This window comes from Paenibacillus sp. GP183, assembly GCF_900104695.1.
GTDB lineage: Bacteria > Bacillota > Bacilli > Paenibacillales > NBRC-103111 > Paenibacillus_AI.
This window is the reverse complement of record NZ_FNSW01000001.1, coordinates 438339-464435: the sequence shown is the minus strand read 5'-3', so window position 1 is coordinate 464435 and position 26097 is coordinate 438339. Positions and strand designations below refer to the sequence as shown.

The 26097-nt window shown below is 37.8% G+C and carries 30 protein-coding genes and 1 pseudogene; 6 read left to right on the top strand and 25 right to left on the bottom strand.

Translation table 11 applies throughout. The features are described from left to right. Positions 1 to 139: 139 nt before the first annotated feature. Entirely contained in the window at positions 140 to 325 is a 186-nt protein-coding gene (locus BLV33_RS28645) for a hypothetical protein (protein ID WP_139305670.1), read from the top strand. Between the two features lie 141 nt (positions 326 to 466). On the opposite strand, the pseudogene BLV33_RS02310 reads toward BLV33_RS28645, so the two are convergent. Together BLV33_RS02310 and BLV33_RS02305 are read right to left on the bottom strand one after the other, a co-directional pair. Next, positions 467 to 1095, bottom strand: a pseudogene (locus BLV33_RS02310) (class I SAM-dependent methyltransferase). Between the two features lie 452 nt (positions 1096 to 1547). Then, the gene (locus BLV33_RS02305; protein WP_139305669.1) at positions 1548 to 2009 is read right to left on the bottom strand and encodes a hypothetical protein; all 462 of its coding nucleotides are present in this window, start codon (positions 2007 to 2009) and stop codon (positions 1548 to 1550) included. Between the two features lie 197 nt (positions 2010 to 2206). Here BLV33_RS02305 and BLV33_RS02300 point away from each other — a divergent pair, with 197 nt between their 5' ends. Next, positions 2207 to 2614: a hypothetical protein gene (locus BLV33_RS02300; RefSeq protein WP_090787892.1), complete on the top strand. Its 408-nt coding sequence runs from the start codon at positions 2207 to 2209 to the stop codon at positions 2612 to 2614. A 197-nt stretch (positions 2615 to 2811) separates the two neighbouring features. On the opposite strand, the gene BLV33_RS02295 is transcribed toward BLV33_RS02300, so the two are convergent. Next, the gene (locus BLV33_RS02295; protein ID WP_090787889.1) at positions 2812 to 3018 is read right to left on the bottom strand and encodes a hypothetical protein; all 207 of its coding nucleotides are present in this window, start codon (positions 3016 to 3018) and stop codon (positions 2812 to 2814) included. A 265-nt stretch (positions 3019 to 3283) separates the two neighbouring features. Further along, positions 3284 to 3898, bottom strand: coding sequence for an NAD(P)-dependent oxidoreductase (locus tag BLV33_RS02290; protein ID WP_090787886.1), 615 nt, complete (start codon positions 3896 to 3898; stop codon positions 3284 to 3286). A gap of 392 nt (positions 3899 to 4290) precedes the next feature. On the opposite strand from BLV33_RS02290, the gene BLV33_RS29135 reads away from it, so the two are divergent. Then, positions 4291 to 4455 (top strand): hypothetical protein, encoded by a 165-nt coding sequence (locus BLV33_RS29135; RefSeq protein WP_171908980.1) that lies wholly within the window; start codon positions 4291 to 4293, stop codon positions 4453 to 4455. A 456-nt stretch (positions 4456 to 4911) separates the two neighbouring features. Here the strand turns inward: BLV33_RS29135 and BLV33_RS02285 are convergent, their stop codons facing one another. Further along, on the bottom strand, positions 4912 to 5673 hold the full coding sequence (locus BLV33_RS02285) for a ThiF family adenylyltransferase (protein ID WP_090787882.1): 762 nt from the start codon (positions 5671 to 5673) through the stop codon (positions 4912 to 4914). Then, positions 5670 to 6269, bottom strand: coding sequence for an N-acyl amino acid synthase FeeM domain-containing protein (locus tag BLV33_RS02280; RefSeq protein WP_090787879.1), 600 nt, complete (start codon positions 6267 to 6269; stop codon positions 5670 to 5672). Before BLV33_RS02280 ends, BLV33_RS02285 begins: the two co-directional genes overlap by 4 nt. A gap of 143 nt (positions 6270 to 6412) precedes the next feature. Between BLV33_RS02280 and BLV33_RS02275 the strand changes: the two genes are divergently transcribed. Beyond that, the gene (locus tag BLV33_RS02275) at positions 6413 to 7615 is read left to right on the top strand and encodes an HD-GYP domain-containing protein (RefSeq protein WP_090787876.1); all 1203 of its coding nucleotides are present in this window, start codon (positions 6413 to 6415) and stop codon (positions 7613 to 7615) included. A gap of 573 nt (positions 7616 to 8188) precedes the next feature. On the opposite strand, the gene BLV33_RS02270 is transcribed toward BLV33_RS02275, so the two are convergent. The 3 genes from BLV33_RS02270 to BLV33_RS02265 form a co-directional block, all read right to left on the bottom strand. Beyond that, the gene (locus tag BLV33_RS02270) at positions 8189 to 8863 is read right to left on the bottom strand and encodes a GGDEF domain-containing protein (protein ID WP_090787873.1); all 675 of its coding nucleotides are present in this window, start codon (positions 8861 to 8863) and stop codon (positions 8189 to 8191) included. Between the two features lie 192 nt (positions 8864 to 9055). After that, positions 9056 to 9202: a hypothetical protein gene (locus BLV33_RS29130; RefSeq protein WP_171908979.1), complete on the bottom strand. Its 147-nt coding sequence runs from the start codon at positions 9200 to 9202 to the stop codon at positions 9056 to 9058. Between the two features lie 443 nt (positions 9203 to 9645). Further along, positions 9646 to 11358, bottom strand: a complete 1713-nt coding sequence (locus tag BLV33_RS02265; RefSeq protein WP_090787870.1) for an S-layer homology domain-containing protein — start codon at positions 11356 to 11358, stop codon at positions 9646 to 9648. 419 nt (positions 11359 to 11777) lie between these two features. Here BLV33_RS02265 and BLV33_RS30570 point away from each other — a divergent pair, with 419 nt between their 5' ends. Further along, positions 11778 to 11960 carry a DUF3973 domain-containing protein gene (locus BLV33_RS30570; RefSeq protein ID WP_090787867.1) on the top strand — a complete coding sequence of 61 codons (183 nt, stop codon included), beginning with the start codon at positions 11778 to 11780 and terminating at the stop codon, positions 11958 to 11960. A 191-nt stretch (positions 11961 to 12151) separates the two neighbouring features. On the opposite strand, the gene BLV33_RS02255 is transcribed toward BLV33_RS30570, so the two are convergent. Both BLV33_RS02255 and BLV33_RS02250 read right to left on the bottom strand, forming a co-directional pair. Then, a complete protein-coding gene (locus BLV33_RS02255; RefSeq protein WP_090787864.1) occupies positions 12152 to 12457 on the bottom strand; it encodes a hypothetical protein in 306 nt (101 codons plus the stop codon). 556 nt (positions 12458 to 13013) lie between these two features. Further along, on the bottom strand, positions 13014 to 13703 hold the full coding sequence (locus BLV33_RS02250; protein ID WP_139305668.1) for a hypothetical protein: 690 nt from the start codon (positions 13701 to 13703) through the stop codon (positions 13014 to 13016). Between the two features lie 155 nt (positions 13704 to 13858). On the opposite strand from BLV33_RS02250, the gene BLV33_RS29125 reads away from it, so the two are divergent. After that, a complete protein-coding gene (locus tag BLV33_RS29125) occupies positions 13859 to 14035 on the top strand; it encodes a hypothetical protein (RefSeq protein WP_171908947.1) in 177 nt (58 codons plus the stop codon). 88 nt (positions 14036 to 14123) lie between these two features. Here BLV33_RS29125 and BLV33_RS02245 read toward each other — a convergent pair whose 3' ends face one another. The 14 genes from BLV33_RS02245 to BLV33_RS02175 all read right to left on the bottom strand — a co-directional run bounded on the left by BLV33_RS02245 (position 14124) and on the right by BLV33_RS02175 (position 25425). Beyond that, positions 14124 to 14537, bottom strand: a complete 414-nt coding sequence (locus tag BLV33_RS02245; RefSeq protein ID WP_090787859.1) for a DUF6884 domain-containing protein — start codon at positions 14535 to 14537, stop codon at positions 14124 to 14126. Positions 14538 to 14548: 11 nt separating this feature from the next. Continuing rightward, entirely contained in the window at positions 14549 to 15166 is a 618-nt protein-coding gene (locus BLV33_RS02240) for a hypothetical protein (RefSeq protein WP_090787856.1), read from the bottom strand. Further along, positions 15163 to 15642, bottom strand: coding sequence for a GIY-YIG nuclease family protein (locus BLV33_RS02235; protein WP_090787853.1), 480 nt, complete (start codon positions 15640 to 15642; stop codon positions 15163 to 15165). The genes BLV33_RS02240 and BLV33_RS02235 overlap by 4 nt, the downstream gene beginning before the upstream one ends. A gap of 215 nt (positions 15643 to 15857) precedes the next feature. Continuing rightward, entirely contained in the window at positions 15858 to 16730 is an 873-nt protein-coding gene (locus tag BLV33_RS02230; RefSeq protein WP_090787851.1) for a DUF5677 domain-containing protein, read from the bottom strand. Positions 16731 to 16847: 117 nt separating this feature from the next. Next, entirely contained in the window at positions 16848 to 17648 is an 801-nt protein-coding gene (locus tag BLV33_RS02225) for an alpha/beta fold hydrolase (RefSeq protein ID WP_171908978.1), read from the bottom strand. 159 nt (positions 17649 to 17807) lie between these two features. Next, the gene (locus BLV33_RS02220) at positions 17808 to 18281 is read right to left on the bottom strand and encodes a hypothetical protein (RefSeq protein WP_090787845.1); all 474 of its coding nucleotides are present in this window, start codon (positions 18279 to 18281) and stop codon (positions 17808 to 17810) included. Positions 18282 to 18323: 42 nt separating this feature from the next. After that, entirely contained in the window at positions 18324 to 18995 is a 672-nt protein-coding gene (locus tag BLV33_RS02215; protein ID WP_090787842.1) for a hypothetical protein, read from the bottom strand. A 32-nt stretch (positions 18996 to 19027) separates the two neighbouring features. Further along, positions 19028 to 19516, bottom strand: a complete 489-nt coding sequence (locus BLV33_RS02210) for a hypothetical protein (RefSeq protein ID WP_090787839.1) — start codon at positions 19514 to 19516, stop codon at positions 19028 to 19030. A 397-nt stretch (positions 19517 to 19913) separates the two neighbouring features. After that, complete coding sequence (locus BLV33_RS02200) at positions 19914 to 20150, bottom strand: DUF6199 family natural product biosynthesis protein (protein WP_090787833.1); 237 nt, start codon at positions 20148 to 20150, stop codon at positions 19914 to 19916. Positions 20151 to 20380: 230 nt separating this feature from the next. Further along, positions 20381 to 21100, bottom strand: a complete 720-nt coding sequence (locus BLV33_RS02195; protein ID WP_090787828.1) for a hypothetical protein — start codon at positions 21098 to 21100, stop codon at positions 20381 to 20383. After that, positions 21097 to 21567: a hypothetical protein gene (locus tag BLV33_RS02190; RefSeq protein ID WP_090787825.1), complete on the bottom strand. Its 471-nt coding sequence runs from the start codon at positions 21565 to 21567 to the stop codon at positions 21097 to 21099. Before BLV33_RS02190 ends, BLV33_RS02195 begins: the two co-directional genes overlap by 4 nt. Positions 21568 to 22141: 574 nt before the next feature. Further along, positions 22142 to 22669, bottom strand: a complete 528-nt coding sequence (locus tag BLV33_RS02185) for a hypothetical protein (protein ID WP_090787822.1) — start codon at positions 22667 to 22669, stop codon at positions 22142 to 22144. A gap of 81 nt (positions 22670 to 22750) precedes the next feature. Further along, positions 22751 to 23302: a manganese efflux pump MntP gene (locus BLV33_RS02180; protein WP_090787819.1), complete on the bottom strand. Its 552-nt coding sequence runs from the start codon at positions 23300 to 23302 to the stop codon at positions 22751 to 22753. A 239-nt stretch (positions 23303 to 23541) separates the two neighbouring features. Further along, positions 23542 to 25425 carry a hypothetical protein gene (locus BLV33_RS02175; protein ID WP_090787816.1) on the bottom strand — a complete coding sequence of 628 codons (1884 nt, stop codon included), beginning with the start codon at positions 25423 to 25425 and terminating at the stop codon, positions 23542 to 23544. Positions 25426 to 26097: the final 672 nt, after the last annotated feature.

Here is a 26097-nt window from a genome sequence, read left to right as displayed (position 1 = left end):
CGAATTGCTAAAGGGTAGAGTTTAGTTATATTTAACGATACTGCCCGTTAGCTCAACAATAATGGGGAATGCCGCGGTGGGCTGCCCCGTTGTTGGTTACATAAGGTTTGAGTCAACATTAGGGGAATAAAATTCGCATATGTTAAAAGAGAACCAAGCAAATATCGTTCTTGATTCATTCTCCACCCTTTATATTACCGTATCGTCCGCTAGTCTGATTGGAGTTAGAGTAGTCCGCATTAGTTTGGATGTCATGAAAAAGACGATGGACATTATGACCACCGTCTTTTTGTTTCTCGCGTATTCGCATTATTTATTAAACTAAAAGCCACTTGGTTGGTAGCTCGGGTAATAGAAGTATTCAACTCTCGTACCTGTTAGCTCAATCATGTTTCCTTAAAAAAAATGCAAAAGCCCTCCAATGCAATAACCGCTAACTGAAAATGTTGAGACTCTAACTGTGTATTTATAGTTCTTTCTTACATTTTACAATTATAAATTTTACTGGAGGTTTATTTTTCATGTTCTTACTTGGCTCATCAATTTCTGAAAACTCTACCAGTCCATATTTTTCAAATTCTTGTTTTATGGAGTCAGAATCATAAAAAAACATTTTTACGCCTTCCATTATCTCGAAATAGTCTTTATCCAATTGTTTGCCTTTCCAAACATTGGGGCTTTTTTTGAAACAGTCGTAAAAATCATATATCCATTTGGCTTTAACTGATTATAGCAATCTTTAATAAACTTATCTCTCTCACGATTATTCAATAAGTGAATAAGTGCATAGCAAAATATACCGTCATAGAGTTTGTTATCAAAAGGCATATCAGTTACTGAACCCTGAAAAATACTAATATCAAGCCCGTTTTGCCTCGCCAAATCAATCGCTGTTTTTGAAATCTCAATACCTGTTACTTTTATTCCATTGTCAATAAAAACCTTTGCATTTCTGCCATATCCAATACCTGGTACAAGTATGTCCTTAACATTCCTTTCAAGGAAAAAGTCCTTTGTCACGATTGCGGAGTCTGTAGGTTCAAATCCCCACATCGTTTGTTTTTCTATAAAACTTGATTCCCAGAATTCCGTCATATCTCTATCTCCTTTATGTTTTATTTTAATTGGAATGCTATCTTGCTTGACGCTAATGTTAAATTCAAGTAATGTTTATATGCCTAAACTCCAATAAATTAGTTAATTTGTCTAAGGTCAAGAGAAATGGGCAGCTTCGTTCGTTCCCATCCTTCTTTCATGAATCCACCTTCTTTTTGCAATCATATCATACGTGTACATAAATTTCTCAGAACTAGACAGCCGTATTTACCCGTCGGCTTATACCGTTCCAACAGATTCTTTACTCCGCTATACTGCCCGTTAGCTTAATGACCCGACCAGTCTAATACTTATTTCCTAGTCTACGACCTAGCCCCTGTAATGAAGCTGTGGCGAGATGAACATAAGAAAAGCACCATCGTGTGATGATGCCTTTGTAACGCATTATCTATTTATTTCTAATGCCTTAACAATATGTCTGTCCGTTCTTCTCATAGCGATTGCAACCAATCAAACAATTGTTTAGACTGTAATAATTTTGTTTCTTCGCCCTGACTGTATCTCAAGTAACCGTCGATTGGCTTACAAATGTATTCCGTTGAATCAGCATTTTTTCTCACATCACACTTATGAGCATATGAAATATAGATATTCTCGCCATTTTTAACATCAATTCGTAATAAGTCTGGATAGCCATGTACAACAATATCGTTCTTAACATTATTTTCTGTTGCATTATTTATCCAGTTAACTACATTGGTTATTTTATGCTTTTCCCAAAACCTCTTAGCCTTATAAGTTTTTGTGTATGCACCATGTAAACCCTTGCTGATTCGAATTGAAACAACATCAGCAGTATTCAATCTTTGAGGGATTTCGATGTTTGCAGATACAACCGTTATAGGCAAATTCAACATCAAAACAACAATCACTAAGCAATATAATTTTCTCATATAATCCCACCCATAACGCTTTGTATGTATTATTCCCATAAATTTATGCACTAACACATTACTCCATTCTCACTCCACGAAAGCTCCACAAGCCTTCCTAGTCGCTCTAAAGGTCTAGAAATAGCATAGCATGGATACTCCATGTATAAATAATTTTCTACTGAGTTGAGCATTTTAGCAATTGAGGTGAAATTTGCATGATTAAAAAGCTAACTATCAATGTAGTAACTGCTTTTTTTCTTTTGATATTCAATGGAGTAGCTTATGCACAACAACCATCTTTAATGAGCATTAAAACTATTCCTGCTCCTGAAGGTAATTGGGTCTACTTGCCTGAAGGTGATGGACAGATGGTTATTCATGTATCTACCGCATATTCAAATACATTTAAAGTATGGAGAGTTCCTACTGGAACACAGCAATGGGAAAATCGAATTCTTATTTGTAATGAAAAAGGTAACAAATTTGACTGGACTTGTGTCTGGAGATATACCAAGGACGATACTATTCACGATCATTTTGTTGTTGAAGCTTCTGGAGAAGTTGGGAGTATCAAAGGTAGTATTAATGTAACTCGTAGGCATGACGAAAATCATCCTCAATAATTTTTAGTTCACACCCCACTTGCTCTATTCAACACCAGTAGATGGATTCCTACACGCTCTCAAGGGCAAAAGAAAAGCACAACCTCATGGATTGTGCTTGTTGATTGAAACTTCAATTTTATTGAACTAACGTTATCCGTTAGTTGAATCAAACAAGCGAAATGGTTTTCATTAACTTCCTTGCTGTTTTTGTTCTTTTAAAAAAATATTTTAATAATTATCAATGCAAGAACTGCACATATAACAAAAGCCATGACGAAATATCCAAACCATCTTATAGGTTTTGGCATGCTTTTTAAATCAGCAGATTTATTCGGCATTCCCATGATTTTTTGGTAGTGCTCGGTCGCATCGTTAAATGGCTTAACCTCAGTTGGAACTGGTCTTTCAGTATCTTCTTTCAAGAATTGACCTCCCGAATCAAATTTTAATTTCCTAAGCAAAACGTTATTCAATTTGGGTATTAATCATTCACACTGTTTCACAAAATCTATCGGTAAAACCTCACATCATGATTCATCGTTGTGTAAATTTAGACGTTATAATAAATACAATAGTTGCGTTAGCCTGCCCGTTACTTCAATGAAGCAAAAGAAGGAGCTTCTCCGAAGCAAGCTCCACCACTATTGTTAGCCGTTACCTTAATGAATAACCTCGGCATTAAACCCGCTAATATGCCAACCCGACAGTTTGTTTAATATAACTTCTATCAGTAAGAGACCTTAGTAAAAAATGTGCAACATCGCTGCGAGAAATTTTTCTGCCGCCTTTCGGAATCCCTGTTATGGCTGTGCGATATTCTTCCGTTAAGGGAGTATTGGTTAGTTTCATAGGGCGGGCAACTGTCCACATTAGATCACTTGATCCCAACAACGCTACCGCATGGCTATGGTCTGCAAGCACATTATGTAAAATCAACTTTACCAACCAGCCTGCTAACCCAGAGATCTCCTTATGAATCCCAGCTGAAGCCAAATATAAGATTCTTTCCATTTGATTTTTATGCATACCTGCGATCAGATTAGTTGTCATATCCGATAGCGTGGAAGAAGCTCTTAGACCAGGTGCAGCCAGACAGGATACAACAGCATCATGATTGGCAATCGCTGATATTACATCATTCCGTTGAAGGGCATCACCGACTATAATCTTAAGGTTGGGATGTTGAATTGTTAATTTAGCAGGGTCGCGTACAAATCCAGCAACTTGATGATTTGCCTCTAAAGAGAGCTTAACAAACTCTTTACCGGTCGCACCACTGGCACCAAATACGATAATTTTCATAATATTAACTCCATTTCTAATATGAATGATCCCCTAAATACAAGAGGGATAACGAATAATCCCCTTTACAATGTATTCTCTAAGAACAAGGATAATCCTGATATTTGCATGATGAGGTTATTCTGCAAAACTGCCCCGTTAGCTCAACAATAATGGGGAATGCCGCAGTGGGCTGCCCCGTTGTTGGTTACAGAAGGTTTGAGTCAACAGAGATAGGGTAATAAAATTCGCATACGTTAAAAGAAAATCAAGCAAATTTCGTTCTTGATTCATTCTCCACCCTTTATATTACCGTATCGTCTCTAGCTTTATTTGGTGAATACGTTGGTAAATGTTTGTTCATTGAGAAAAACAATTAATTGAAGGTTTTGCATAATGACGAGATATCCTGCATGTTATTCCGCTTTCGATCCCAAGAAACAGGATACAAAAAAAGAGGCTACCATAGACAGGCAACCTCTTCTTTTGAGCTGGATCAATCCTACGATCTGCCCGAAGATGCTGATGATTTACATGAAATGCTGGGCGACGAACCACTTCACCCCGAAACAGAATGAGCATAACCCCCGACCGACTCCGGCGGGGGTTATTTAATGTTACTTTACCGCCTGCGGCAGATAAGACTAAATAGGAACCTGTTAGGTGTATTTCAATTACAAGCCATCTCTTATCAGTTGTAGTCTGAATTTATGAATATCGAGGGAGCCATCTGTGATTTCAAGATGGTTGGATGGACCCCCATTGCCAGATAGAAAGCTCTTGCTAGGGTAGAGTTATCACATGTGGAATGAGATGGAATACTGCTTTAGAGCATGATGGGTCCAGTTTGGTTGCCCGCGTTAAGTTCTTTTGTTGGTATATCTTCGTGGTTACTGATGCAAAAACTACTGCAACAACGAAAGGTTTAGGGGTATTATCTTAATTTTTGGCGTGATTCATTACTACCCTTATCAAAAGGCTACCACGAGTGGCAGCTTTTGATATTGCCCTTTCGTTACCCGAGTGCGCAGTAATCAAACTTCTAACTGTAATTGAAAAGTTTCAGGAACAAGGACAGGTTGCCTTCGTTTCAATAAGTGCAATACAAGATGGGAAACCAATACACCAGGACCCAGTGCTTGTCCTACACTGATTGTTGGTATCGTGCGATCAGACAACCATCTTTCTAAATCAGTCTGTGTTACATATGAAGGCAAATTCGTCGTATAACCAGAAGGAGGAAAAGTAAAATCTTTTAAATTATCCAATGTCATATTTTCTGGAATTCCAAGATATTGTTCCAAGCTCATCCCTTGGGGTGAGAATGTTAGCACAGATGTTCCGAAACCCAAAGCAACAGCTGTTATGACAAACTTACTTTGTTTACGCGCCGAACGATGAAGAGCAACAGAGTCGGAAAATGAAAAATAATCTATAGCGTCTATCACATAATTAGCATCCTGGACAAACGCAGTTGCATTTTTTTCATTTACCCCATCTGGGAACAATGTGAATTCAATTTCGGGGTTAATACTGAGCAAGTGTTCCTTCAATGCCTCGATCTTATGTATCCCAACTGTGCGATGCGTTGCAGCACATTGCCGGTTGATGTTGCTGACATCAAAAACATCCGGGTCGGCTAATTTGAATTTGCCCACTCCCATTCTAGCTAATAGCTCAGCAGAAAATCCGCCAATACAACCGCATCCCGCAATAGCAATGGTCGTCCGATTTAATTGTTGGATCTCATCCTCTGACATAATTCCTAAATTTCGAATAAATTGTTCTTTAATCATCTTGCTACCTCCATAACGATTTGTCCATAACTAATTAAATACTCGTAAAGAGTTGGACGGTATTGTTTTAAAATAGACAAACACTCTGATAGGTTTAACAGGCATGGAATTGTTTTTGATCCTAAGTAGACTTGGGGTTCACCTATTACTTTAAACGGAAATTTAAAAATTCTGTGCATATAATTGTAAACTCTTTCATCAATGCAGCAAATCCAGTGATGAACTCCATTTGTTTGGGAATATTGCAGGACCGTTTTGATTAAACCCATCCCAACGTCATGTGTTGGTAATTTCGTAAATGCACTAATTTCAGCTATACTTTTTCGATCAAGTTGATTTAACCGAACTTTTTCAATATCGTAAATTTTAAAATGACGAATGGTTGGCAATTCCTCCAATTTCATAAATATTAACCGTGTCACGCCGACTACTTTTTGATCTATCATCGTTTTGGAAACAATATAAGTGGACGAAGATTCATAAGGATCTAGTTCACCTCGCTTAAAAAAACCAACCTCCAAATACCTCTGATAATGAAGTTCGACAGCATCCTCTCTTAGACTTCCATTCGCGACGCAGAATTCATACTTTTCCATTGGTCAGCACTCCTATCATAAATTTGCTTTCGAATTAATGCTATCACAATTTACTGTAGGGTGCCGTCGAAATATGAAAGATATAGTCATTTGTCAAAATTAATGATAGTATTCAGATACTGACTAATAATGGAGTAGTTAAGATGACAGACGTAAGGAAACGTTTACTGATAGAATATTATAATACCCACCGAGCAAGTTTAAATGGAAAAATTCTAAAAGTCGCCATCTTATTTCTAGCTCTGAGTGTTATATGGAATGTATTTTTTATAATATTCCATTTCAATTATTCAAGAGCGAATTTACCCATACTAGTAGTTACAGCGGCGATTACAAGTTGCATTTTTCTAATCACGAAAATATTTTCTAAATATTCTTTTCTTAACCAGCAAGTCGTTCTTTTACTGGTTTTGTTTATCATATGTAGTTTATATATTGGATCCGGATACAAAGAATCTTGGGGATTTTTTCTTTTCCTACCTCTAATTGCGGGGTTATACGGAGAAAATCGGATCTTACTATTTTATTCAACACTCGGTCTTTTCTGCATGCTTTATGTGAGTCTTAGATTTCCGCAGATCCCTGGAATATTTGATTCTATTGATATTTCAAATCGAGTCCTCTTATATATCATTCTATCTACGTTTAGTCATCTTCTCCATACGCAATTGAGGCATCAATATAACATTCAAGTCAATACGGTTACCGATTCACTCGAGTCTACCCTCGAACAAGTCGTGAACGGTTTCGTTATATCCATTGAAGCGAAAGACTCCTATACATTCGGGCACAGTGAGCGAGTGAGTAAATATGCTGTAGAATTAGCCCTTAAGCTCCCACAGTACCAAGACGAAAAAAAAGTAAAAACGTTACGTTTAACTGGGCTTCTACATGATGTCGGAAAAATTAACATACCAGAATCAGTTCTTATGAAACCAGGTGATCTTAGTCATGATGAATATGAGTTAATCAAAACCCATACGATTGTTGGAGCGAGAATGGTTGAAAAAATATCTGGTTTGGGCTCACTAAAACAAGGAGTATTATATCATCATGAAAAATGGGATGGTACAGGATATCCTACCGGTGCCCGAGGGGAACAAATTCCGCTTGATGCAAGAATATTGTGTATAGCTGATGCTTTCGATGCCATGACATCTCAGCGCTCATATCGTTCTGCTTTAAGCTTCAATATCGCTTTTGAACGATTAAAAGCTGGGAGCTACACTCTTTTCGATCCTAATTTAATTGCTCTTCTTGATGACGTTCAATTAGCCTGGCTAAAAATTTATAGGGAATCAAATGACGAGAATCAAGAATTTGAACGATTAACAGATTTTCTCTAACTAAAAGAGTACAAATAACCGCAAAAGCTCAACTTCTAGACGCATTGACTTTTAGGCACTTGCACTGGTTTATTTTGTTGTCAAAGAAGGATGGGAAGCGGTTCAAGAAGCACGTGGGAAAGAAGATGCGTGTGGCTGTGGATGTCACAACGACTGATCGTCAACCGACCTTGATAGTATGGCTAGGGTGTTCGATGTTGGTGGACGCTCCTTTTAACGTGTGGTCAACGTTAAAGAGAGAGCCAAGCGAGGCTTGTTTGTTCAAGTGGGAATGTCATAGCCTCAGCTATCGTAGAGACTCACTAAATCGTAAACTCCAGGCGTATCAAGACTTTAGCACGATAAAGCAACGCAGAGGATGGGGTCGAGGTTTTCGTGGGGATGACGTACACCGCCGCGTTAGTTGCCTATACGAAGGAAACGTTCGCTAACGATAGTCTTTTAATCCTAACGATACGTTAGTTTTAATGTCTTCTGCATCATCATTGCTTTTTCAGTTCAACCGGTAACGGAAGTAAACAAATAACGGCTGCCGAAGCAACCGCTGTTGGACTATCGTTTCCGTTAGTGAAATCACCAACGGTTTTTAGCTGATTTTAATTCATACATACGTTTGTCTGCAAATCTAATTAAATCATCCAGTCTTATGGCATTTTCGGGATAAGTGGATTTTCCTATTGATACAGAGATATTTATTCCTAATCGATTGGACGAATCCTTCAAATCCTTATCTATGTGCTGTAACAATAATGACGGGAACATCTCATCGCTATGGGGAATAATGACAAGAAATTCATCTCCACCCCAGCGGGCAATTAGGTCCGATTTCCTTGTATTTTTTAAAAGCGAATCGGAAATACCTCGTATTACTTCGTCGCCTACCTCATGTCCATATGTATCGTTTATTTTTTTAAAATTATCAATATCCACAACAAAAACACTTAATTTTTCTTTATTTCTATCTGCTTGTTCCAATAATTTTGGAAATATTTCTAAAACGAATCTTCGATTATAAACCTCAGTAAGAGTATCTTTTTCGGAATAGAACTTTGCTTCGTCATATTTTTTTCCCAGCCACCAAAAAAAAGGAAGAAGGAGTGGGGTGAAAATAAAATCATATTTAATAAAACCATTTGTTATGAGAAACCTATAGGATTCATTTTTGTCTATTAGGAAGTAGGAAGCATGCCATCCACCAATTATAACAATTGCTATGAAAATAACAACAATTCTACCGAAATATTTCATAGTTCATCAGTCCTAAATATTTGATTCAACGAGTCTCTATAGATGCAGTTCTCCATTTGTAAAGTTTGCAAATTGTTGATATACATCAGAATCCACCATGAGATTTTAGCGGGTCTGATTCACTTTTCTCCTTAGTTGTTCTATATATAAACTTTCGACATAATACTATAATTATCCTTTTAATTAGACAAATTATTTGCCCAAAAGTCCTACTTCATCATCTATTAAATTGTCGACTATTGTAGTATACACTAAACAAAGATAATAAAAAAGAAAAATTTCCCAAAAACACGCAGCAACAAACGCCGCCATGACAAGTAATAATGCAATGATCTTCATTTTCTTTCTCCTTCATTGAAGTCATTGCTTTCACCAAACGTTGGGATGATAAAATGCTGCGCATGGCTCATTACGTCTTGCCAATGCTTTCTACAAGTTTGTATTCGCCTAGAAGCTCACAGCCGCCCTGCCATGCGTCTGGCGACTTCCTCCTGTATTACACGGCTATCCTCGATCCAGCAATGTCTACAACGCGTTGGGATTCTGAAAGCGGGCATATATAATTGAGCATCGCGATTGCACCATATCTCATGGTTTCATGGGGATGACGTTCACCGCCGCGTAACGTCCACTTGTTTTACAACCGCTGGTACGTGGTCGCTTCTGGGTGGGTAGTCGCGAATGTTCTTGTACGCTCAAGTTAAATTCTACAAAATGCGGCTGTATGTAAAAGACACGGGTATAGTTTCCCCGCGTCCTTGCATTAAATCAACTAGGCAGACTCATACATTGGACATATCATGGGTCGTTACACGAGAAACTGTTCCATCGGGACCAAATAGAACATTTATGGCTTGCCCACTGTAATATAGATCGGTTTGCCAAGTATACAAGCTACCTGCATTCGACCCTGTTGTACTCTGGGAAACAAGCAGACCACCATCTCCTCCAAATAAAGCAACGACTTCAGGATACGTCATACCTGTTTTAATCGCATGGTAAGTGGATGGAGTCACCAAAGTAGTATTACTACTGTAACTAGCTTGAAGGTAGGTTGTCGGATAATCCAAGTTCCCTTGCATTTTTTCAATTACGTTTCCTTTTGAGTCAAATTCAACTGTGAGAGATGGGATAAAATTATAGGTATTATTCCATTTCCACCACTCAAATGTAGTATTATGGTTAGCATCTACCCACTCGCTTTGGCACATCCCCGCAATGGATAATACCTGTTGCTCTGACATCCCCATCTGGATCTTATCAAATTCCTCAAACGTCACATTCGTGTTTTGTGCTGGCAAATTGGAGGGTGCAGACTCCCAGCTTAAGTTTTTTTCCTGTTTCGATGTTACTATTCCATTATCAGTATTCAATTCAAGATATCCGCCTTTTCCATCGTACCAAATGTCCGAGGATGGGTTCGTATGTTGAACAACTCCATCTATTCCAATGAGATTTGCAACTTGACTATAAGTCATGCCAATTTGAATCTGCTGATACTTCTCAAACGAAATAATTCTGTCACCTTTTGGACTGGTGTCAGTTTGTTGGGAACCACTATTGTTGGTAACCGTAGTAGGTTGGTTAATCGAACCGCTACCCGTGGCAGTTTGTTGGGAACCACTATCTTTGGTAACTGTAGCAGGTTGGTTAATCGAACCGCTACCCGTGGCAGTTTGTTGGGAACCACTATTTTTGGTAACCGTAGTAGGTTGGTTAATCGAACCGCTACCCGTGGCAGTTTGTTGGGAACCACTATTGTTGGTAACCGTAGTAGGTTGGTTAATCGAACCGCTACCCGTGGCAGTTTGTTGGGAACCACTATTGTTAGTAACCGTAGTAGGTTGGTTAATCGTAATCGCACCACTGCCCGCAAGGTTTTTGAGAACCTGTGCTGCTTGTCCGCGTGTTATTAACTGGTCACCGCCGAAGGTTCCATCCCCCATACCATTCATTAACCCGTGGTCTTTTGCCCACTTCGCAGATGCCGACCACCAACCACTATCCTTGAAATCACCAAGATTGTTGGTAACCGCAGTTGAATTGTTAATCGTAATCGCACCACTGCCCGCAAGGTTTTTGAGAACCTGTGCTGCTTGTCCGCGTGTTACTAACTGATCACCGCCGAAGGTTCCATCCCCCATACCATTCATTAACCCGTGGTCTTTTGCCCACTTCGCAGATGCCGTCCACCAACCACTATCCTTGAAATCACCAATATTGTTGGTAACCGCAGTTGAATTGTTAATCGCAATTGCACCACTACCCGCAAGGTTTTTGAGAACCTGTGCCATTTGCCCGCGTGTTAAGGATTCGTCACCACCGAAAATTCCGTTACCAATACCGGTCATTAGACCACGATCATTTGCCCATTGTGCGACATTCGACCACCAACCGGTGTCTGTGAACCCTATACTGCTTGCAAAAACCATTCCACCACCGAATAGAGTAACTGCTAATGCACCAGATACAACAGTTTTTATAATTTTATTCACATTAATATTCCTCCAAATGTATATTTATAAAATGAATTCAATGTTGCTAGTTTGTATATCATTAAATGTATATAATAGTATGGATTTTAAGTTATTACGAGAAAAAAATACTGCCATTTTTGGTCATTTCAGTCATTAGAAGAGGGATTAGTTTCCCATTGAATAAAAACAAGTTCATTATTGATGTTTAGAATTCTGTCACTTGCTAAAAATAACCATCGGACGCTGTGTACGGACGGATTGTTGCCGGAAAAGAATATCCTTCTTGTTATACAAGTTCTCACGTTTATAACAGCAAAAATCAATCTTTTACAAAAAATTAAGACATAAAAAGACAAAATAACGCAGAAGATGCTTCCAATCCCCATAACAATGTTGTAATATAGTATTTACACTCTTCGGTTTGGGGGTAACAAACTATGGTTTATTATTGTATGAATTGCAAGCAGCTCCATGATAATAGCAAGCCGGAAAGCTCAATTTTCAAAACAGGATTCCACACCATAAATAAAACAAACTATCCCGTTGGTCTTTGCGATGAACTCAGTAAAGTGTTTAAATGGGTAGGCAATGATTACTCAACAATTGAATGTGTTCAGTAAGAATACCTCACATAGTCAAAGAAGAAAGCCTGTTCTTACGAGCAGGCTTTTTGTACCGTCGTTGATTCTAATGGAGCATCTTTGAAAGAATAAAAAACGCTGATTGCGCCAACCCATTTCCAGACCATTAATCTCACTCCAAGTACGTATTTAATGCCGTATTCAGAAAGATACAGACTGTCTGTGCATCCTTATCTTAAACCTAAACACTTAATGCCTAGAAGAGCAAATCCTATCCCAATCAAAATATAAATTACTTTGACTAACCACCAAGGCAATGCTTTTAATACTCTTCCAACAAAATTAAATATCATTAAGCCAAAAAGAGTTATCCAACCTGATAACGTATCAAGGGAATATTCCATTCCTTTAGAAGATAAATCGTCCAGAATACTTTCCTGTTTACGTTTCTCGCTTGTAATAACCACTAAGCCTAATGTTAAAAAAATGAATGCAATAAACCAGCAAATGATTGCCCCGACCCATTTCCAGATCATTTATATTCACTCCAAGGGAATATAGCTGAATATTTCGATGTCTTAGAGCCACCATTCCGGTGATTAGTGAGCCAGTTCTCCGGAAAAATTGAGCCACTTTTCCGGTGGTGGGAACCACCCTATTATCGAGAAGAGCAATTTGTATTATAGAGACGGATATGATGCGGGAATCTAGGGCGAGCGTAGCGAGTTCATCTTGACCCTTGAATCCCTCTCCAGCCCAAGATCCTGTCATTGGGTGGTCTTGGCTAAGACCACCTGCCTTCCGGCGAGGATGGGGTTTGGGGCAGAGCCCCAAAAGTCTGTTTTTGGTTTGGTAGTCATTTTGACGGTGGCTCTCTGAACCGGAAAGGTGGCTCAAAATTACCGGAGAAGTGGCTCTCACTCACCGGAACAGTGGCTCAATTTGCACCGGAGTATTCAATATAGCCATTTTTAGAAGTATTACCTTCTCAAATTTACTTACACCAAGAAAGAAAGACCCCATGTATCCATTTGCAAGAAGCGATATAACCATTACATTCAAAATCCACTTATTTATCCTCACATTTCCCACCTACAGCAACGAATAATCAATTTCATCACCATTAAGCGTTACAAGCTGAAACAGCACCGCTTCATTCGGATTATCAAGCCTCATATCCATTTTGTTAACCGTCAAAGCTTGTACACCATTCCTTTGTGGTCTTGCAACTAAAACGACTTGGTTTCCCCTTGTAATTACTCTTTCGATTTTTGCTTGCATGACAACGACTATGATTTGACCGATAAATCTTTCCCGATCCGCATTTTGAGGTTGTGCTTGAACATTCGCCAATTCTTCATCTAATCCAAGATTATGTATGAAATCATAATAATTAGATAGCGCGGCTGTCGGTGCAGTAAACAATCGGTGCATTGCGTAATGTATTCGATTCGGTACGCAAGACCACCGACCACCTGAAACGCTGCTATGCCAGAAAGATTTGTAAGCAGGACGCTGCCAATTTGGTTTATCAAGGAGTACCTTATAGGGAAGATTCCTACCGTTTTTAATTATGTCTTGCGCAGGTTTAACTTTGAGTGGAAACGGCGATTGAAAAAAAGGTGGATCAGTAATATCTTTTGGCACATCCGGTTCTAAACGTTTAAGACGTTCCTCTAATTTGTTAGCATCCTGCGGTTGGTCTGGATTAGCAATGACAACACTAGATATTAAAAACAATGACATTGCAAGCATTAAAGAAAACAGCCGCAATATGTTCAATCCATCTTCCTAACTTTGGATGCTATTATACTTCCTCCAAACCAATGAATTAAACAAAAATGGCGCTTTTCAGCGCCTTCTCCAACAAGTGAATAATGTACAGCTTAAAGGAGATTATATTATTAAAATTACCACTTTAAAGGAGCGAAGTTTTATTGGATGCAAGTATGAGTGTAGTTGATGTTATTACTCAAATTCGGCAATTAAAAACAAGTGGCGAAGTTTTAAACAAGAAGAAACTAAAACAATCCCATCCTGAACTATTACAAAATGCTTTGTTTTACTTCCCAAGTTGGGATCATGCTTTGAAAAACGCGGATACAATTGAATGAATCTAATCAACCGACATCCTATTGTGTCGGTTTTTTCTTGGATAAAAACCATCTTTCATTTAACAAAACGCCGCTTAACGGCGCGTAACTACTTCATCTGTCTAGTATAAAACTGTAATTGTTCCCCGATTCCTTTTCCAAGAAGTGGCACATTAAATTTAACCCCTTGCGCATCTAACAACGGTAATAGATGTTCTCGATAATTCGCTCCTGCATAAAAGTCTACATTCTTTAACTTCAAACTTTGTATCTGATCCGCGACTTTCCTAGACCATTCTTTCTTTTCAGCCGACTTCATATTGTTTAATGTAACGTCATAAGGCTCAATTACCTCGTCCTTGTTTAACAAACCATACTTAGCCGAAAGTATAAACCAATCGTCATATCCTTTCAGTTCGATATATCTAACAGCCTTGCTAAACAAGGTTGATTTCAAATACATTTCTCTCGCCAAACAAGCTTTATCTTGTTTCAGTTTGGTACAACTAATCAAAGCGTACATATATACCACCTTTACGTCCCATCGACGTTTAATAATGTATCTGCGAATTGAACCGATGCTATAGCTATCATTTCTTTTTCTACCGCTGGCAATGAGCATGTTAAGCCAGATAAACCTTTATTACCTGTAAACCAAGGTGCAATATAAAAGTATATCTGTTCTTTAAGCTTTGGAGGTTCATAAGAAAAAAATAACGCTTCTGCCCATCGCATATACTTTTTAGTTGGTTGTTGATATGCATCAAACTTAAAGATAGCGTGGCTTAGGTCACCGATGTGATAAGCAATACCATCGCCCCACCTAGCAAACATATGCTTGTTACGTCTTATGTTCTTTATGTTTGCACTGATCGGATTTGAAACACCCTTCTTTTCTGCCTTGCCAATATACATTGGTTGAAAAGTTTCTTGCTCCTGTTTTCCCATTACATAAATAATTCCTTCCCAATCATCGCGGTCAATATTGTCTTCGATGGTTTTTATTACGGCTGCTTCCATTTCCACAGAACGCATGAGTAGGGTACGATCATTTTTAGCTTTCACATTAACAATCAAGTTATCAACTGTATTAAACAAAGGTACGAAATAATGATTGTCTAACCGAAATAGCCACTCATTGATATTTATCATCTGCGGTTTCCCTCATGATTTAGAAGTGTATCCGGATAAGCATCGGATGCTAAACTTACAAGCTGATACTCAATTGAGCCTATGGTCTTGGGAAACCCACTGATCGGCGGCTCTGATATTGCTATGTCAGGAACAACAATTAACAAACAATTATGCTTCGCTACATCATTTTCAAGCAAAAAACTTTTCCATCTTGCGTACGAAGCTTTTCCGTCAAAGAGGTTTTTTATATGACTGCGCCAACGATTTTCTGGTGTTTTACTTTTGCCAATATAAATCGGTACATAATCTAATTCGTTTTTAATGCAAAGTAAATAGATACATTCGCTTTTCCCGTAATCGTCCAGCATTCTAGCTATGCTGTTCTGGACAGAGACACTATCAATTTTTTCACCCTTCGTACAAAAATTAAAAGAAAAGTTATTGATAGATTGATTCAACCAGCTTGTTATTAATTGCACTTTTTCCAATGACATTATTTCATTCTCCAATATTTCAGTTAGGTGTCGTATAGATTATACCATCATTAGTCAGATTCTTATTGTTTTTTTCGCTTTTTTACGAAAACAAAAAGCAGGCTATTATGCCTGCTTATGCCTACAACACACTCTTCCGGCTTCTTATCAAACAAGAATCCCCACCTTTGTTCTAAGCTGATGTAAGCGGCTTTCGCCGCTGGTTTATTTTAACATTAACTCCTTCCAAAAATGGGGTCTACCTCTTTAAATTCATTAGAAGCACGTATTACTTCAATTTCCTTTCCGATAAATTCAAGTTGTTCTAAAACGATATTATTGCTATAAAATTCTGCAATCGTGTGCGTCATATGTATGTTCAGAACGCACGCTCCCATTAAATCTCGTCTTATTCCCAAAGGACTTGGGTCGATTAATAATCCATCTGTCTTACTCCTATATTTATTTGCCGATAATGTGGACGGATGAACCAAATTTGAAAATGTCTTGAATACCATGAAATAATAAAAGTCCATGCCCGTTGCAAGTGCCATTTCATAATTATTCCGTAGAGACCAACTGTCTTTATTAGGTCTCTTAATTCCTTCTTGCTTTAATTCTTCAATCCATTCATTTCGTTTACTATCTGCCTTTTCATATTGCGGTTTTAGCTTATTTAGACTTTCACAAGCTTCCTGGTATGATTTATACGCGTTGATAAACTCTTCACTTAAAGGATCCGCTACTATAATTGAAGGTGAACAAATATAAAGCTTCATTGCCTGTTCATAATCTTCCGCCATTTTCCATTTTTCAATGATTTCAAAGTTTTTAAACATATCTCCATGTTTAACAGGATCAAGTATCAAGTATTTCGCTGAAATCATCGTTTCTAAAATGCTTCTTAGATGGCTTTGTGCTTCAACTGCATAACCAGTTCGTATTAATGTTATAGAAGCAGCAAAAAGACGATGGCATTTAAGCTGAAGGGATAAGAGTATTCCACGAAGTGTAGAGCCTATTGGTATATCAAGTGCCTTCTGACTGGTTTCCAACAAATTTTCAGCAATTTTGAAACCTGATGGAAATTTATATGTGAAATCCTCCAAGTTAGTTTTCAACTCCTTTGCAACAAAGTAAATCATCCAACCGAAAGACAAACCAAAGAAATATTCCCTTTTAATGAAACTTCTCTTTTATCAAAACAGCTTTGTAGATACTATTAATCAGCAAGCTAAAAAATCTCTAACTAAGTTATTAAATGTTTCAGGTTGCTCCATATTGACTAAATGAGATACCCCTTCCATTAAGACCATCTTTGCATTTGGGATTTTTGAGGTATAAATTTGAGCCACATCTTTGTAATCGTCGAAATTAAGTTTGCCCGTAACTACCAATGTAGGGGAAGCTATTTCATGGAGACGTTCAATTTGGTTTCCAATTGGCGTAAGCTTCCCCTCTCTTGGAATAGTTAAAGCATGTTCAAACATCAATCTTAGCTTTTGACAAATCGTATCTAAATCAATTTCTTCTTCGGTTCTATATTGTCCATAGACACTTTTCCAATAAAGTAGATCAAACATTCTCTCGAAATCCCTATCTTGCATAGCTTGGTGAAAGTTGCGATGGTACTGAATTGATTCTTCTGACCATGCGTATCCAATAAGTCCTGGAGAGACAAGTATTATTGAGTTTACATGGTCAGGATATTCCAAGGCAAAATTTACGGCAATAGTGCCGCCGAAAGAATAACCAACAAGATTAACCTTTTCATTCTCAATACCCAAGGTCTGGAGAATCAAAAGAATATCATCATTATTATTACATTCACCTTCTGGAAAAGGGGAGTTTCCAAATCCTCGTAAATCAAATCGAATCACTCGAAAATGTTTTGAGAGTTCTTTATACTGGTCGTCCCATAATCGTATGTCTGAGTCAATGCCATGAATCAGGAGCAAAGGTTCCCCTACTCCATCTGCTTCGTAATATAACTTACCATTATGATAATGAGCATATCCTGTAATCAATTCAATCACTCTCCATATGACAGAATTATCAAAACACTACCTCAATTATATGTCATTAATTGTGCCATAGGTCACAGTGCACATTACAAATTGGTGAAATATGGAATCATTCCAACATCCTACTACGAATCTAGTTTTTTGTTAAATAAAATCCATGTTTTATTTAGAAGGTGATACAATAGGATTCTTCACTATTTGTTGATGATTGAAGCCCCAATACGAATAAGTTATCAGAAAAGTCTTGGGATTATGAATAACTGGTTCTTTGATTTCTACATGATATTCAATATTGACACCATGATTGTTCGTTGACCAAGAATTAGAACTTGTGTATGTCCTATGAGTAGGAACGTCTTGAACACTAAATGCTTTACCGTCAATAGTCACATCATCAATTTTTATCCCCTTATAGTCTTGCAACTCAATTTTTAATAATTTCACCGATTTATCACTTGTATTAACAAGTCTATATTTGTAAGTTTGTTGGGTATTCAACAGCCCCGAAGCAGCGGATTCGATTGTTTCTGTAGCTGCATCAATCATAAATGGCTCAATAACTCGATTATAGATGTATTTGTATGAAAGCGAAAAAATTGCAATCAAGATAACCAAAACTCCAAAGATTTTCTTCATATGTCCACCCCTTTAGCTATATAAAATTGCTCGTTTAATTAACTACGCCGGATATAATTCAAGCCCCACGACACTTAGATCATCTACATCAACCACCAGTTCTATGTGAGGTACAAAGGAACAAAACGTCCGAAGCGTAATTGAATTGCGCAATTCATCTTCCAACTTCCAACCTGTAGGCGACAGCGGCAGGAAATCACCCCTTGTAAAGTAAGCACTTTCGACAAACTGTTGAATTGATAAAGTAGCCGCTAATTGTGAAGGCTCTAACCATTCCGCTTTAACTCTATATCTCTGAATAGCGCGTCGCGGCTTATGAGAACCAAGCAAATTCATTTCTTTGCTGCGGTAAATATCAGAAACAACTGGATATAAGCCACATAAGAATAGGTCTTGTAACATTTGTCGTGATGAACCCATTAAATACTGCATCATAACGACTTCGATCTGATTGTCGATAAGCACAACTTTTATTTCTTTAAAGTGCGGCGCAATATCACTAAAAATCAAATTTCTTGCGATTAGATCACGCGCTGGCAATTGAACCATTGTATTGTCAGATAGCAAAAAGCTTGCCGCCGTAAAGAGTTGTCCTAGTTCAGTTATATTGGTGGGCGTAATTTCAAGATACATCTTCTCAATCCTATAGGGTTTATGTTCCGGCATAACTGTATTAAAGGATTTTCGTTCAACTTCCTCCAACCAAGGGATCATGGCAAATACCTACTTTCAACCAAATCGTGCTTTCATTCAACTTTTTCTATTAGAATGTTCTGATTAGGGAAATGAATAAGAATGGTTGCACCTGATGCAAACAGAATTTCGTGAGATAATACTTCTTCATTCACCGCTATTAATTCATCGTAGCCCCAATCATCAAATCCATTGTGGAATGATAAAGAAGGAGAGTTTGGGTTGTACTGGACTTCAAATCGTTGAACGCATTTGTAATTGAGTTTCCATGTATCAATTGCATTTGTTACTGTAATTACAACATCAATGGGGTTTTTCTGTTTATAATCTCCATGTACCATTTCAAGATTTTGAATATGATAATCATGAAATCCTTCATTAGTGAAAAATTCAATCGTCTCCTTGGGTATTCTAGCCTTCAACTGCTCAAACATATGCCAATACAGCTTAGAATTTTCATCCCACTGTACATCAGCCTGTTGCCTTTCCAATTCATTTTCAGAACTAAATTTAGACCATAACTCAAAAGTGAAATACTGCACAAATTTATCTCCTTCAAATTAAAATAAAATCATTCATTTAATTATTAGGCTTGCTCCCTTGACTGTCTATAGCGTTTGTATAAATAAATAATCAAGTCTATGATAAATCCCATCAAAAAGAATGAGACAAAATGTAAATAATAAGCATTAGTTGATACCCTAATGCTTGCGCTATCAGTGATTTTCGCATTATTAAAATCAAGTATCCAGTGTCGGAAAGGCTCTTTATAAACGATGGAATTTAAGAATGGATTCAAATCAATTAGCAGTATGTTTTTTTCATCATTACCCCAATAGTTATTTATACACACCATAATGCTGATGATCGATAACCAAAAGGTGAATTTCCTCGATAGAAACATAATTCAACCCCCATAATTCATGCGACATGCCCACTTCAATGCCTAGTCCATACAAACACCCAAAACGAAATACCAACTGCCGCAAACAAAATCCCAATTACCCTCTGCAACACAAAATACGCCTTTGGAGGTTCTTTGACAGCCTTCCAACTTTGCGTTATCTTCCATAAAGTATACGGCGCAATAGCAGCAAACAAGGCAGTTCCTGTCCATAATGCGAAAAAAATCATTACAAATACACTAAACACTCTGACTTCCGGCGGAACGAACATGGCTTACCCCCCCTTATCAAAACCCTTCCTCTTTCTTCCATATGGGCATTATAACATCAATCTAAATAAAAAAGGCTAACCATGTAGGATAGCCGCAGATTCACTTTATCTCAGGCACATTATCTTGCTTCTCAAACAAGGTAATGCTATTTGGTTCAACACTATATACCCAATACTGAATGACTTCCTTATCACCTACACGCAAATTATAATCCTTCGTTAAAGTAACATTATGACCTTGAACACCACCAATATCCGTCATTTGCTGCCGCTGGAAACTCTGGATGCTCTTTAAGCACTTTTGCTACTGCTTCTTCTGGTGTGAACGCAAACGATTCTTCACTTTGCCATCCATTTTCGATCCATGCTTTCAACTCCGGCGCAACAATACGCCGCGCTTTATTGTTTTGATAAACTGTTACTTGGTTTTGAATATTCGTTGAATGAATCTGCGTATTGCCATCATCAAACTTAATTGGTGAAGAAGTACCTATAGCATCTTCAATGCTGATAATATCTCCTGATTTAAACTTAAAAGTTAATGATGTTAGATTACTACCAAAAGAGATAAATTGATCTTTGGCATCCCCAACAACTTTTGAAGAACCAAGCCATTTTAATACCTTCGCAATAACTTCTCTGTCCTTACTTTTTTGAAGGTCTAACTTCAAAATTGTACTGTTCATTCCAGCGTGAGCAGGAATGAGTTGCGCGGAAACAACGCTGTCTATGCCATGAATATAGAACGTTTTGCTTTTGGCTTTGCTGCTATCTTGTATTACAGTATCTATGTCGGATTCTCCATTAGCCTGCTGGTGAGCCTTGTATGCGTTAATGATGTTGTCGTAAGTGTCTACAGTAGGAGTAGCGGCTTTAACGCCTACTTCATGGTCAGTGAAAATCTCAGCAACAAACGCCGCCATGACAAGTAATAATGCAATGATCTTCATTTTCTTTCTCCTTCATTAAAGTCATTGCTTTCACCAAACGTTGGGATGATAAAATGCTGCGCATGGCTCATTACGTCTCGCCAACGCTTTAAATCGTCTTCGTTTTTAGGTCTGCGCGGATAGTTATAATAATCTAACTGCTCATCCATCGCCGTTAGAGGATCGAAGTCCGTTGGCGGTACATGAACGACTGCGCCGTTTCCATACTCAACTGTAGCAATAACCGCATTATCTGTTTCGGTTGGATGAAAATCTTTACTTGTCATGGTAACTGTTTTTCCGTCACGATAAGTAACACGAATTTCCGAAGTGGAAATAGGTTTTGGTGCTGTTACTGCTGTAATGTGTATTGGTTTCTGTATTCCACCAGCAATGACAGGATGCAATCTAGCGTTGCTTGTTCCATCAATTATAAATACCGCAGTGGATACCCCAAGCAAGGATAAAGATATAAGTAATCGTTTCATGCTGCGCCCCCAAAGTGATTATTACACTATAGACGCGGCATGGAATTACATAGTTGCTTAGAAAATAAAAGAAAAGGGCATTGTGCTTGTGTGCCTTAACTACTCCCCATTGTCACTTAAAACACTCCCCATCGCTTTTCCCTTGAAATATCAAGCTCTTTACAGCCTAAAAATCAATTGCGCCTGCTTGTCGCTCCCCATCGAATATTCCTTGTCATGCCGTCGAAAAAGGCTCAAAACAGAGCAATTGTGATTCCGTATCGACAATGCCTGAATATATTGCTGATGCTACAATGAAATTAATAACAACAATTCATCTCCACCCTTTATGTTACCGTATCATCAGCTAGTCTGATTGGAGTTAGAGTTGTTCGCATTAATTTGGATGTCATGAAAAAGAAGATGGACATCATGTCCACCGTCTTTTTGTTTCTCGCGTATTCGCATTATTTATCAAACAAAAAGCCACTTGGTTAGTGGCTCGGTAATAGAAATATTCAGCTCTCGTTTTCCGTTAGTTGAACAAACTTTTCAAAACCCCACACTACCGTTTCCAGTTAATTAACGTTTGTTATCAAGAAGAGACACTAATATTATTGTTACTTTCTAACCTTCTTGCGATGTGCTGCCCAATCAAAATTAACCAAACAATCATCCAAATCGATAAGGGGGCTAAAACAACTGGCGGCGCATAATGAGCGATGAACGAATAACCACCAAGATTTAGCGCAGTCAGCAAACCAAATATACGAATAGCGCCTCGAGAGGTCCAGGAAGCTGTTGCAAACCAAACGGCAGCTGAAATATGTCCTCCATAGCGTAACGAAATATAGATGGCAGGATCAACACCATTTAGAGCCATAATATCTGTTGCCATATCTATGACAATCCAGCCATAACCCGCCGCTTTACTCCACTGTGGTGCTGGTAGTGCTGCAATAACCGGAAGCATAATCATATGCTCGGATACAGCTAGAATTGCACCAAACATTGTTCCGTCTTGCACCCCTTTGGAAATTGACTGAGGAAGAAAAAAGAACACAAACCGGATAAAAAATAAGACTGCCGCTGCAAATGCTGGAAAAGCCCGATTATTACCCAAAATTGAACACCCCTTTGAAATTTAATCCCTAAATTAACTTTTCAAATCGACGATATCTATTTTAAAAGTAAGTCTTAAAAATTAAAGTTTGAGTAATGACTCGATAATAATCCACAAGCCAAGTAACCCTAATACTAGTCCGGCAATTTTCTCGGACCATTCGTCCATATATGGTTTGAATTTTGAACCAAAGGTCAATCCCAAAAATGTAAAAAAGAAAGCTTGGAGTGCAATAAGAAAAATCGTAAGTGCTACAGGTACGCCTACAAGTCCAATGGAGAACCCGACAGCTAGTTCATCTAAAGAGATACTTAAAGCGGTCATGATAAGCGTCCAGCCGATTAAATTACGTTCCAGTTTTTCCTCCTCTTCTTCATCTTCAAAAAAGATCAGCCAGATCGAAACTCCAATTAATAATAACCCTCCTATTAGAGATGCCCAATTTCCGACAAGCTGCCCTGCCCCTTTTCCGATGAAAAGTCCAATTAGCGGCATAATTGTCTCGGCACAGGCGAAGACAACGGCAATTTTCAATTTCCCTTTGGTTTTGATGACACCCAGTGATGTGGAAATCAATAATGTATCTATCCCTAACGATAAAACCAAAACAAGCATCTTTAATAAAGTCGGCATCAAAATCCACCTAAGTCATTTTTATTTTATAATATCAAAAAACTAACTGTTTTAAGTGTGTATTTTTCGCTTGTTCCTTTTAAAATCCTACATTTGAACTTAACTGCCCGTTAGCGAAGTGAAGGGCTACCAAGCAGGAGTCCTTCTGGCATTTAACTCTTGTTATCTGTTAGCGTAACAAAAGGCTGCCGTACGCCAGCCGTCTTTGTATTGAACTATTGATCTCCGAGGGAGGGGGGTCACATACTCCCCACTGGATCTGGATTTTGAAGATAAATGATTGTATTTTCCTGTGATCCTAAGATCTCTGCACTTTGTGGCAATAATGAAATTTTTTCAAACTGAGGTTTTTGAATATTGAATTTAAAAGTACCTGTGAAATCATGCATAATGTAGTCCCCTTTCCCAATCGACCATGCAGCATCTATTGGATGATCTACGATAAACAACTTTCGGCTTTGTTCATTTTCTAAATCATAACGAAACCATTCGACGTTTTTTGAATAACCCTTTTGATAAACAAACTCACCACCTTGATATAAGTGAAGGTAACTGGATGCTGTAAATCCATTTAAGTCGGTGATTTTCATATTTTTCCAGTCCAGTAATTGTAATTTTGATTCCCAATGCTGACTTCCAACGAAATTATTGGAATAAAATATATGATTACCGTCAAATTGAAAAATAAAAGAGCTATTTCCTCTTTTTGAAACATTCTCGACCTTTCGCGGAGATGGATCATTGATATTTGCAAATAAGTATAAATCAACGTTCCCGATGTCCATGACAAGTCCAGGCAGATGATTGATGCTAACGACTATTCTCCCAGTCTTCTGGTCTAACTCCAAACTATCAAAGCTGTAGTAAAATGTCTTTATACCTTTGTAAGGAGAAGTCCAAACGACCTTTGTTCTTTCAGTGTCAGGGGAATAGCTAAGGATAGAATCTCCTGAAACATAGACGAAGGATTGACCGTCTGCTAACCAATGTGGAAATTTCACTTGACTAGCGAAATGCTTAATAATGTTCCCATTGATGTCGAGTAAAGTTAATGAAGGAACCGGAAATTCACCTTGAAAATCATCCTGAAGTTCCGTTGCTAAATAAAATTGCCGGTTCGGAGATAAATCCAATGTTTGGTAACGCGGCTGCTTAAGAAACAAATTGGTGACTTTCCCTGTCGCTACATCAATGGATTCATATTTTTTCGCATCCGTAATGACTCCATGAAGTGAAACATGCCAATCTGCAAGTACATATCCTTCAGTGCTTCTGATTCTGTTAAAATTAATGAGAAACTTTTTGTACATATCCTGTGGATGGGTACGTAGGGTTATAATCAAATCACGACCGCTTTTCCATTCAGAAGACCAATCGAAGTCTTTCATTTGATTTTGCATTAATTTTAAAGCTTCATCCTTATTTACTTCAAGCGAAAAATGCACCTGATACGCATACGTCTGTTCGGGTGCTACACGAAAAAAAGTACCCGGATTCATCGCATAAAAATCCGCTTCTTTATCCTCGGGGCACTGAATTTGATACGTGAATAACGGCATATATTCAAATGTAAATTCTTTTGTTGTAGATCCGTCTAATGCATGAAATTGAACAACTAAATCTGCTTTTGGCACATTATTCAAATGAATGGATATGCCTTGACTATTCAATTCGTCGAAAGCTGTTACTGTGAAAGGAATGGTCGTTTGATCAGCTTTTGTTCTCACAATCACTGTTTTTTTAATCTTCATAATTTCGGTTTGCGATATATTGGGGAAGTTGCGGTAAAAAAATTCAAGCAATGCATTCGAATCATTGAAAAACAATCGATCCGTAGGTTTATACGTTCTCTGCATTCCATCATCCAATGTACTAATTGTCATACGGTCGGAATCACTTAATTCTGAGAACCAAGTTTCTTTTATCATTGAAGTATCTATAGGGTTAACATCGCTTACAGGTACCGCAGTTGTAGTAACAACATCATCTTTATTACTTATATGAGGTGATTGACTCGATTGAACCGATTCTGGTAAAACGGGAACGTTATTTGACTTTTGAGCAATAAAAACAAGAACAAGAAAAAATATACTCAGCAAGGAAACGAGCTGCCATTTTTTCATTTTTTCAATCCTTTCCATGTTTTCATTAAACAATAGGAAAATGAAAATGTTTCGTTAATTTACTTTAGCAAACATAAGAATAGTTCATAAAAATGAGTATATTGTTGAACAACACTAACCCGTTAGCTTACGATACGCTTGTTTGTTATCAGCTTATATTAGTTTCGAGAGTTACTTGCCGTTCTGCATCAATATTTCGATAATGCCTTTTCTGCGAAGTATTCCTCACCTTTTTTGACGTAAATATCGTACTGGCTATTATCATTTCTATTGGATGACATTATTCCTGTGTCATGGCTCGTGATACGGCTCCGGTAAGAGATCCCATGTTCTTTTAATTTGTTTACTGCTTGGTAATACTCCGATTGATTGAATGAAGTAAAGATGTTACTTCGATGTTTAGAAAAAAGAAACATTAAGAAGTTCATGATCAGATTTTCGATATTACCCATAACATTACCCCTCTTTTCTTTATCAGGATGTTATTTCATGATTCTTTATCATTGAGTAACACAGATAACCTACTACAAACCAATTAGACGTTCAAGAATCACCAAAGTTCCATCATTTTACATAAATTTAAATTATGGTTATTCATTAAACTGCCCGTTAGAATCCATGTTTTATAGGATTTACCTTCATTATAAAATCTTCATCCACCTCCGTTTTATC